The organism is Gilvimarinus sp. 1_MG-2023 (genome assembly GCF_030548285.1).
The window spans coordinates 1-304 of the sequence record NZ_JAUOSC010000684.1 but is presented as its reverse complement, the minus strand read 5'-3'; the positions used below and the strand labels follow the sequence as shown (position 1 = coordinate 304).

The following is a 304-nucleotide window of genomic DNA, read 5'->3' as shown; positions in this document are numbered from 1 at the left end:
CGGCTGGTGGTAACTTTGAAGAGCCAGTGACCCAATCCACGCTGGGGACGGTCAAAACCTTTCTGGGGCTGTCTGCGGATCGGGCTTATCGGCGCTTTTATCCCGCGGTTGACCCGTTGATTTCCTGGTCGCGTTACCTTAAACAGTTACAGCCCTGGTTTGATACCCATTTATCCCCGGGTTGGACGCGGCGGGTCGAAGTGTTGTCGGAACTGCTGGTACGAGGTGATGAAGTCAGCCGCATGATGCAGGTGACTGGTGAAGAGGGGGTAACGCTGGACGACTTTATCGTGCAACAGAAAGC

Annotated in this window: 1 protein-coding gene; it reads left to right on the top strand. The window is 55.6% G+C overall.

From position 1 onward, the window contains the following. Positions 1 to 304 (top strand): hypothetical protein (locus tag Q4563_RS18605; protein WP_303605564.1); only part of this gene is annotated, 304 nt, incomplete at both ends.